The organism is Capnocytophaga sp. G2 (assembly GCF_035282625.1).
GTDB lineage: Bacteria > Bacteroidota > Bacteroidia > Flavobacteriales > Flavobacteriaceae > Capnocytophaga.
Window position 1 is genome coordinate 1 of sequence record NZ_JAYKBU010000029.1, and the last position, 7694, is coordinate 7694.

Genomic DNA, 7694 nt, shown 5'->3' on the forward strand with positions numbered 1-7694 from the left:
AAGTCTGTTTTAAAGCGTTCAGTAAACTCTAAGAGGCTTTGTCCCTTAAATAATTCCATAATACATTAATTTTCAGAATGCAAATATATGAAAATATTTTGACACCTCAATAATTTAAATCTATTCCTTTCTTAAATAGGGTTTCTGTTATCTTTTTTTTTAGAACATAACTGAGATATAAATCATGGTATCAACTCTGCTTTTACTTTTCTCACACTATTACTCTTTAAAGAATCTATTAAAATATAAGTCGTATCTCTATCCTTTCTATATAAAATACCTTTTTTTTCATTATAATTAAAATAAAAAGTATCTTGAGTTTCTGGATAACCCATCATTTGTAAGTGATAGATTAAAAGAGAATCTTGTTGGGAAACCCTTTCTATTTTCCACTCATATGGTTCCATAATATTCCAACCATCAATAAGCATTGAGTCAGTAAAAATAATTTTAGCCATATCATAATCGTCTTCAAGATATGGGTATATTAAGAGCCTCAATTCTCCATTCTCCTCTTTTTTATCTAAATAATAAAACTTTTTGTTCGCTAGTGGATTGTTTATTTTGGTATCAGATTCGATACTTAATAATTCATTTAGTGGATCTTTTTCAGTGTTATTATTAACAACATTTTCACAAGAACTCACTGTTCCTATTAAAAATAAACTAATAAGTAATAATTTCATTTTTTGTTTTTTTTGTTTTTTCATTTGTTTTTTTATTTGTTATTTCTTCTGTTATTTTTCTTATATTTCGTCTTATTTGTGTTATTGTATATTCTTTTGAATTATGTGTTTTAGAGGCTGTAAATATCCCATCTTCTTGTTTTTCAAAAAACCAATCGTTATCTCCTTTTGAAGAACCTACATCCCAAAATCTGTATTTTATACTACCATTATCACATTCTCTTCCTACTATAACAACATAATGATCTGTTGTGGTTTCATTGATATAATCTTTGTATTCTTTACCTTCTTTATCTTTTTTCTTCTTCGGTTTATAATTAAATGTATGATTCACACCAACCATAACAGGAAGTCCTTTTTCTAATGACAAATCCAAGTATTCCATACCTTCTTTTATTTTATCCTCAAAAAAGTCTAATTCAGTTCTTTTCCCTTTTGATACGTTTTTTTCTAATGCTAATTGATAGAAACAATGCGCATTTTTAGCTTTATACTCTCCTCCGCCTTCAGGTTTATATAATGTTAGTTTATTTGTTAATTCTTCTTTATCCTTGGATTCTCTAATTATTGTTCCTTCAATTATAGCTTTTGATGTAACTGCACAAAGTTGTGTTTTGGGAGGTTGATTTTGAAAAGTCATTTTATTTGTCAAATCGATATGCTTTTTACGACAATGTGGGCAAGCCCCTTCTTCTAATGGTTCTTCCTTCTTTTCTTCTTTCTTTACTTCTCCAACCTCTACTTTTACAGGGCTTTTTCCTACTTCAAACTCTACACTTTCAAAGCTAAGTTCAAAAGCACTTGATTCTTTCTTTCCTACTAATGCTTCTACTTTTATATAATAGTTTTGTTTCTCAGAATCAGGATCTACATATCCAAGATCAGCTCCTTCATTAAAAAGATTTTCTGTTATTGTAATCTCACTATCAGTATGAACATCATCGTTAATAACAAGTTTTCTAAGCCAAATCTCATCATCATTTATTACATCTTTCTCTAAAATAGTGTATCTAACCAAAGCCCCAATCATATCTTCAGATTCTATACGAACACAAACAGAATCTCCAACCTGTATTTTATTGACTTTTTTCCCATTAACATCCACAAAATATGCTTTTTTGATCTTTTTAGTAAGATTTACTTGTAGTTCATTACTCTCTTTTATAGTTTTATTCAAACCAAAACTTGCCATTACAAAAAACTCGTGCTTGTTTCCTTCTCCATATTCAGGAGCTTTTTGATTGGCTAACAATTGAAATACTTTCTTATTGCTTAATAAAGGAATCTCAACACTTGCTATACCGTACCTATCAACCTCCGCGAAGAAATCTTTGACGTGAGTTTTGTCTTTTTCATCACGTTCATATAGATTAAACGTAATTTTTTTACCTTCTAACCCCTTGGTTTTAGCAGTAGCTATTAGGGTGTCTTGATAGCTTACCTTTGATATGTTACCACTTCCTTTTTTACTAAGATATACCCTTTCTATTTTTAAGGTCCGTAGTTTGCAAGGCTATGGCATCTCTAACGCTGTCGCACAGCAATAAAATGGCTGCTGCTTAGCTTCATTCCGTCTATCCAATTTACAGGATAATGGGTGAGTAGATTGTTCATTGTTCTATCTTGTTTATTTGTTTTGCAAATTCCTTGGTAGTGTTTTTAAGGAAATGTATTATTCTTTTCTATGATAAATTAATTTTATTGTTTCACTATTTTTCCTGTTTCAGTGATTTTAAATGTATCAGTCTGTTCAAAATTAAAATCTTCATCATCTTTTTCAATTGCAGTACACCCAAATTCTGTTTGTATTTTTATTTTAAAGTTTTTATCAATACAAAATGTTCGCTCTGATGAACATTCATCGGCGAGACGATAATAAAGAATGATACTATCTATATAATTCCCTTGTTTATCAAATGTTTGCAACTCTATACGCGGTACTGAATATTCATTTACTCGTATATATCCATATAGAACGGTAGTTATAGAATCATTTATTTGTATTTTCTTTACAGCAAAAGGAGGAGAGTCCTCACTTTCTTGATAATAGGGGTAAGCTATCAAAACTTCTTCATTAGTTATAAAATCAATCGTACCTTTATGAAAAAGGGCATTTACTTCCTTGTTTAACGATTTTTTTAACTTATGAAAGCCTAAAAATTTATCAATATCTACATAATACAAATCATCTTTCACATAACTACCTTTTATGCAAAAAGGCAACGAAACTTCTTCTAAATCATCAAAAGATATTTCTTTTTCAGAATTAGTTACAGTAAATTCTTCTTTTTTATCTGCAGAATTTGTATTTCGTTTACAAGCTATAAAGTTAGCAAGCAATAAAAATATAATTAATTTCTTCATTTTTTTACTGATTAATTCAAGTGGTTTTAGGGCTGTGCGAGAGGTCAGTGTACAGTGCATAGCTTACGGTTCACAGGATTACTCTCTACTCTCTGACTATTTTTCCTGTTTCAGTGATTTTAAATATGTCAGTACTATGATAAGAAAAATCTTCTCCTTCATCTAATTCTCCTGAACAAAAAAAATCTGTTTGAATTTTTATTTTAAATTTTTTATCTATACAAAAATATCTATTCGCTGAACATTCACTGACGAGATGATAATAAAGAATTATACTATCTATATAATTTCCTTGTTTATCAAATGTTTGCAACTCTATACGCGGTAGTGAATATTCATTTACTTGTATATATCCATATAGAACGGTAGTTATAGAATCATTTATTTGTATTTTCTTTACAGCAAAAGGAGGAGAGTCCTCACTTTCTTGATAATAGGGGTAAGCTATCAAAACTTCTTCATTAGTTATAAAATCAATCGTACCTTTATGAAAAAGGGCATTTACTTCCTTGTTTAACGATTTTTTTAACTTATAATATGATAAAAAGAAGTCTATATCATCATAATAATGATAACTAACATCTTCTTCTACTTTTTTTAAGCAAAAAGGCAACGAAACTTCTTCTAAATCATCAAAAGATATTTCTTTTTCAGAATTAGTTACAGTAAATTCTTCTTTTTCAGAATTAGTTACAGTAAATTCTTCTTTCTCAGAATTAGTTACAGTAAATTCTTCTTTTTCTGTTTTTTTATCTATGGAATTTGTATTTTGCTTACAAGCTATAAAATTAGCAGCAAGTAATAAAAATAAAATTATTTCCTTCATTCTTCTATAATTTTAATTAACGTATGATCGAAACCTGTTAAATGTAAATGGTGATAATGCTCATATTCTCCTTCTTTTTTCATGTGCTTTGTATGATTTAAAAGATATTTACTATTACCATTGTAGGTAAAATATTCAGAATACATTTTCTCTAATCGACCCCAACCAAATAAATATAATGCATCGTTAAATTTATTTTGTTGTTCTACATCAAAATGAGAATGTTGTAAATAAGTTGATTCTCCTTTTCTATTTGTAGATAAATATCTTAAATCGCCTTTTTCACCATTAAAATGTGATGTGCTGGGATAAGAACCTGCTTTATTATTACTAAATCCATTAAAACCTAAATAATCTATATTTAGTTTAGCCATTGCCCCAAACAATCCTGCATAACAATCAGGATTTATATAATACCGCTTAGAATTTGTATTTATTGTTAAAAACTTTAATTTAACTCCATTATTGTCATATCCTTTAAATTCTCTAATATCTATTAACTCAACTTTCTTGGTTCCTGCAATATTACCTTTTTTCATTTCTGTCGTCTCTAAAAATTTAAAGATACCTATTTCGTGCTCATTACCCTTTTCATCGTGATAAACATACTTATATTTTTGCTTAAACTCTTCTGCAATTTCTTTTGGTATATGCTTTTCAATACGCCCATCATAGTAAATATGGTAAGTTATAATAGATTGTATTTTTGCCATTTTCATCTTAAACCTATGCAACGCAGTGCCTGACAAGGTAGGTTTTGCAAGAGCAGCATTGGTATTACTAAAAATATCTATAAAGACATCACTGTTAATTTTCTTATCTTTATTAAAGACTATTTTTAGCTCAAATTCGGTCTCTATTCCGTTTATTTTTGTTGTATATCCTGAGCCAAATGGTCTTTCTGTCTCGCCTTCTTTTATTGTTATAGAAGCTATATTAGGAGATAAAACATTCTTATAGTTATAGTACAACTCATTAGCATAGAGAATTTCTGCTTCGTGGCTAGTGCTTAAAAACAACCCTAAATAGCCTGTTTTCTTACCTCCTTTTGGAGTAACAGAAAAACGGATAATCATGCTACTGGTTTGTTTTACAGTTGTGATATCTTTTTCTTTGTATTCTGTTGCTACACTTGTTTTTTCATCAAGTACTTTTATATGCTTATCTGCCTCTTTATCAAGTTCTAAAGAAACATTTTTATCCTCTTTTATTTCGTAAACTTCTTTTATTTGAATATCAGGTAAAAATAAGCTATCAGTAGAAGGAGTTTTTTCTTTTTCGCTTTTTCCTCTAACACTTACTTTTACAGGGCTTTTACTATAAAAAGTTTTATCTTTTTCTTCTTCAAGGATAAGTGTCTTAGGTTTAGATGTTTTACTATCCTTAAATGTTTTTACTTTAATGATATAATCTTGTTCATATCTGTCTTCTCTCTCTCTATCTTTTCCTCCCCAAAGAAGCTTTTCGTCATCAATCTCAATCGGTCTTCCTATAAAGATATCATCTTTAAATGTGAGCACTCCACTACTTGTTATAGAGTCATCAGGGGTATATTTATCCTTTTCCAATATAAAATACTGAAAATATTTATTAATCATTCCTTCTGATTCAATACATACTCTAACTACATCTCCTTTCTTAAGTTTTGTTACCTTTTCCCCATTTTTATCTATAAAGTAGGCATCTTTTATTTCTCCTTTAACTTGAGTTGCTTTTTTACCATTTGTTTTTGGTGGTTCTCCAAAACTGGCTTCTACTTTAAAAGTGTGTTCTGTTGATTTATCTTTTGAAGTCCTATTTTTTATAAAAGCATCTAATACATCTGGGTATGTTATCAAAGGTATTTTTACTTCTGCTCTATCTTTATTGTCGACTTTTGCCTTAAAAACTTTTTTAGGTTCATCATCATTATTCCATAATAATTTAAAAGTTATCTCTTTATTTTGTAAACCCTGAGTTTCAGCCCATACAAGCAAAGTATCTTGATAACTTACTTTATTAGGATCACCATCTCCCATTTTCCTATGATCAACTTTTAATATCTCAGGATTTAGTATCTTTGTATTTACAGCCTCTTTAGGAGTAATTTCAAATGAAGCTAATTCCTTTTTTAGTTTTCCTGCTTCGAATAGTTCTTTATAAGTTTTTCCTTTTACACATTCAAAAACTTTAATTAGATATGTCTTATTCTTCCATTGATCATCAAATGAAAATTTTACTTTTATTCCTTCTTTATTTGAACTTGGTATAAGTGTTTTTTCTGACCCAGGTCTATATATAAGCCATCTATAGGTCATATTAGAATCTTTGGGCATTGGCAAATTAATGCTATAATACGCCCCTACCCTCCCTATTGGAGGATTCTTGGGTCCTGATATTGTTATATTGTTTGGCATAATCTTATAATTTAGACCTTTTATTTATTCCTAACATATTTTTTCTATATAATTCACCTTCAAAGTAAATATCTAATACTGCCTCTATAGCGTAAAGTTGTGATGAATTCCTCTCTATAGCATACGTAATTGTGAAAGCACTTTCAAAAGGTGTTATATTATCAATCATTCTGAAACCTTCTGTTAATTTCCATAAGTTATAATTTCTCTTCAATGTTCCCTTTACGATTGTTACTATCTCATACTCTTCAAATATCACTTCTGTTTCTAACTCATAAGGAATAAAATCACTACCTTGTACGGGGCAAAACCCCTCTTCCCACTTTTCATTATCCTTATGAAACCACTCCATACGAGGGAAAAGTACCTGATTTAAGAACGACATCTGTAAGCGTTCCAATATATATTCCTTATCTATCAGTTTTTCATAGAAGGTATCGGTATAGCTTTTGGCTAATTCTCCTTCAAAATAACCTTCTATATCAATACGCTTTTGCGTAAATCGCTCAATGATTTCTCGGTGGTTTTCTATATCAGTGATCCCCCCATTTATAGATAGATGGTATTTTAATGGTTGCATCGCCTGCATACAAGCCGTTGCTAACTCGGTGAATTTAGTATCAGCCTCCTCATAAGTTGTATTTACAATCATACTCCACCCTTTCTCTGCTTTCTCCATCTGTAAAGAAAGGGAATAATCTGTTTTTACTTCTTTATCTGAGGTGATGACTACTTCTTTTACTTTATAGTCCTTTGCATAAAACTTCTTATCCAAATAACGCGAAGGACGCTCTTGTTCTTTTAGTACAGCCTGTTGATGCCCTTGCAAGGAAGCGAGTTCTTCCTCTGAAGGAACTATAATGCGCTCTGTCTTAGAGGTTAGTTTCTGTTCCAATAGTTCCCATAACTCACAACGCATATTGTGATAATGCCGTAAGTCATTTACTGAGATTTGAAGCTTCTCAGCAATCAACTGTAAGGTATCCCCTTTCTTTACTTTGTATATACGACTCATAAGCGTGTCATTTTAGGGTTATACTATTGAAATTCATAGGTTTCGCCCTCTTCCTCCTTTTCTTCAGGTTTACTGTCTACGCCTTCTTTTCGTATACAGAATATCACACTGTTCTCAACGATGTTATTGGAAAGAAGTGTGCCATCAGGGATAATAAACCGCGTTTTCTCATACCACTTAGGTTGCAAATAGAATATCCAATGACACAAGCCATTGTCATCTTCTGTTTGTATAGGTTCATTAGAGTGTTTTTCGTTGTAGTCTAATACAAAACTGTAGAAAAGTCTCCCAAAATCAATACGTGAGGGTGCTTTAGCTCTAAAAGAACTGAAATTCTCATCTGTTTCTTCCTTCTTTACTACTAAAGAGATGAGTACCAAATCACGCATTTCCTCATCCTTGATACT

Annotated in this window: 7 protein-coding genes; all 7 read right to left on the bottom strand. The window is 30.3% G+C overall.

Annotated elements, in window-relative coordinates:
- Window positions 1–182: 182 nt before the first annotated feature.
- Window positions 183–710 (bottom strand): hypothetical protein, encoded by a 528-nt coding sequence (locus VJJ03_RS11300; RefSeq protein WP_323975671.1) that lies wholly within the window; start codon window positions 708–710, stop codon window positions 183–185.
- Window positions 667–1938 carry a hypothetical protein gene (locus tag VJJ03_RS11305; RefSeq protein ID WP_323975672.1) on the bottom strand — a complete coding sequence of 424 codons (1272 nt, stop codon included), beginning with the start codon at window positions 1936–1938 and terminating at the stop codon, window positions 667–669. The genes VJJ03_RS11300 and VJJ03_RS11305 overlap by 44 nt, the downstream gene beginning before the upstream one ends.
- A gap of 446 nt (window positions 1939–2384) precedes the next feature.
- The gene (locus VJJ03_RS11310; RefSeq protein ID WP_323975673.1) at window positions 2385–3050 is read right to left on the bottom strand and encodes a hypothetical protein; all 666 of its coding nucleotides are present in this window, start codon (window positions 3048–3050) and stop codon (window positions 2385–2387) included.
- Between the two features lie 85 nt (window positions 3051–3135).
- Window positions 3136–3876 carry a hypothetical protein gene (locus tag VJJ03_RS11315; RefSeq protein WP_323975674.1) on the bottom strand — a complete coding sequence of 247 codons (741 nt, stop codon included), beginning with the start codon at window positions 3874–3876 and terminating at the stop codon, window positions 3136–3138.
- On the bottom strand, window positions 3873–6272 hold the full coding sequence (locus VJJ03_RS11320; RefSeq protein WP_323975675.1) for a hypothetical protein: 2400 nt from the start codon (window positions 6270–6272) through the stop codon (window positions 3873–3875). Before VJJ03_RS11320 ends, VJJ03_RS11315 begins: the two co-directional genes overlap by 4 nt.
- Before the next feature lie 4 nt (window positions 6273–6276).
- The gene (locus tag VJJ03_RS11325; protein ID WP_323975676.1) at window positions 6277–7287 is read right to left on the bottom strand and encodes a LysM peptidoglycan-binding domain-containing protein; all 1011 of its coding nucleotides are present in this window, start codon (window positions 7285–7287) and stop codon (window positions 6277–6279) included.
- Between the two features lie 23 nt (window positions 7288–7310).
- The coding region (locus tag VJJ03_RS11330; RefSeq protein ID WP_323975677.1) for a TssN family type VI secretion system protein at window positions 7311–7694 on the bottom strand (384 nt) is incomplete at its 5' end.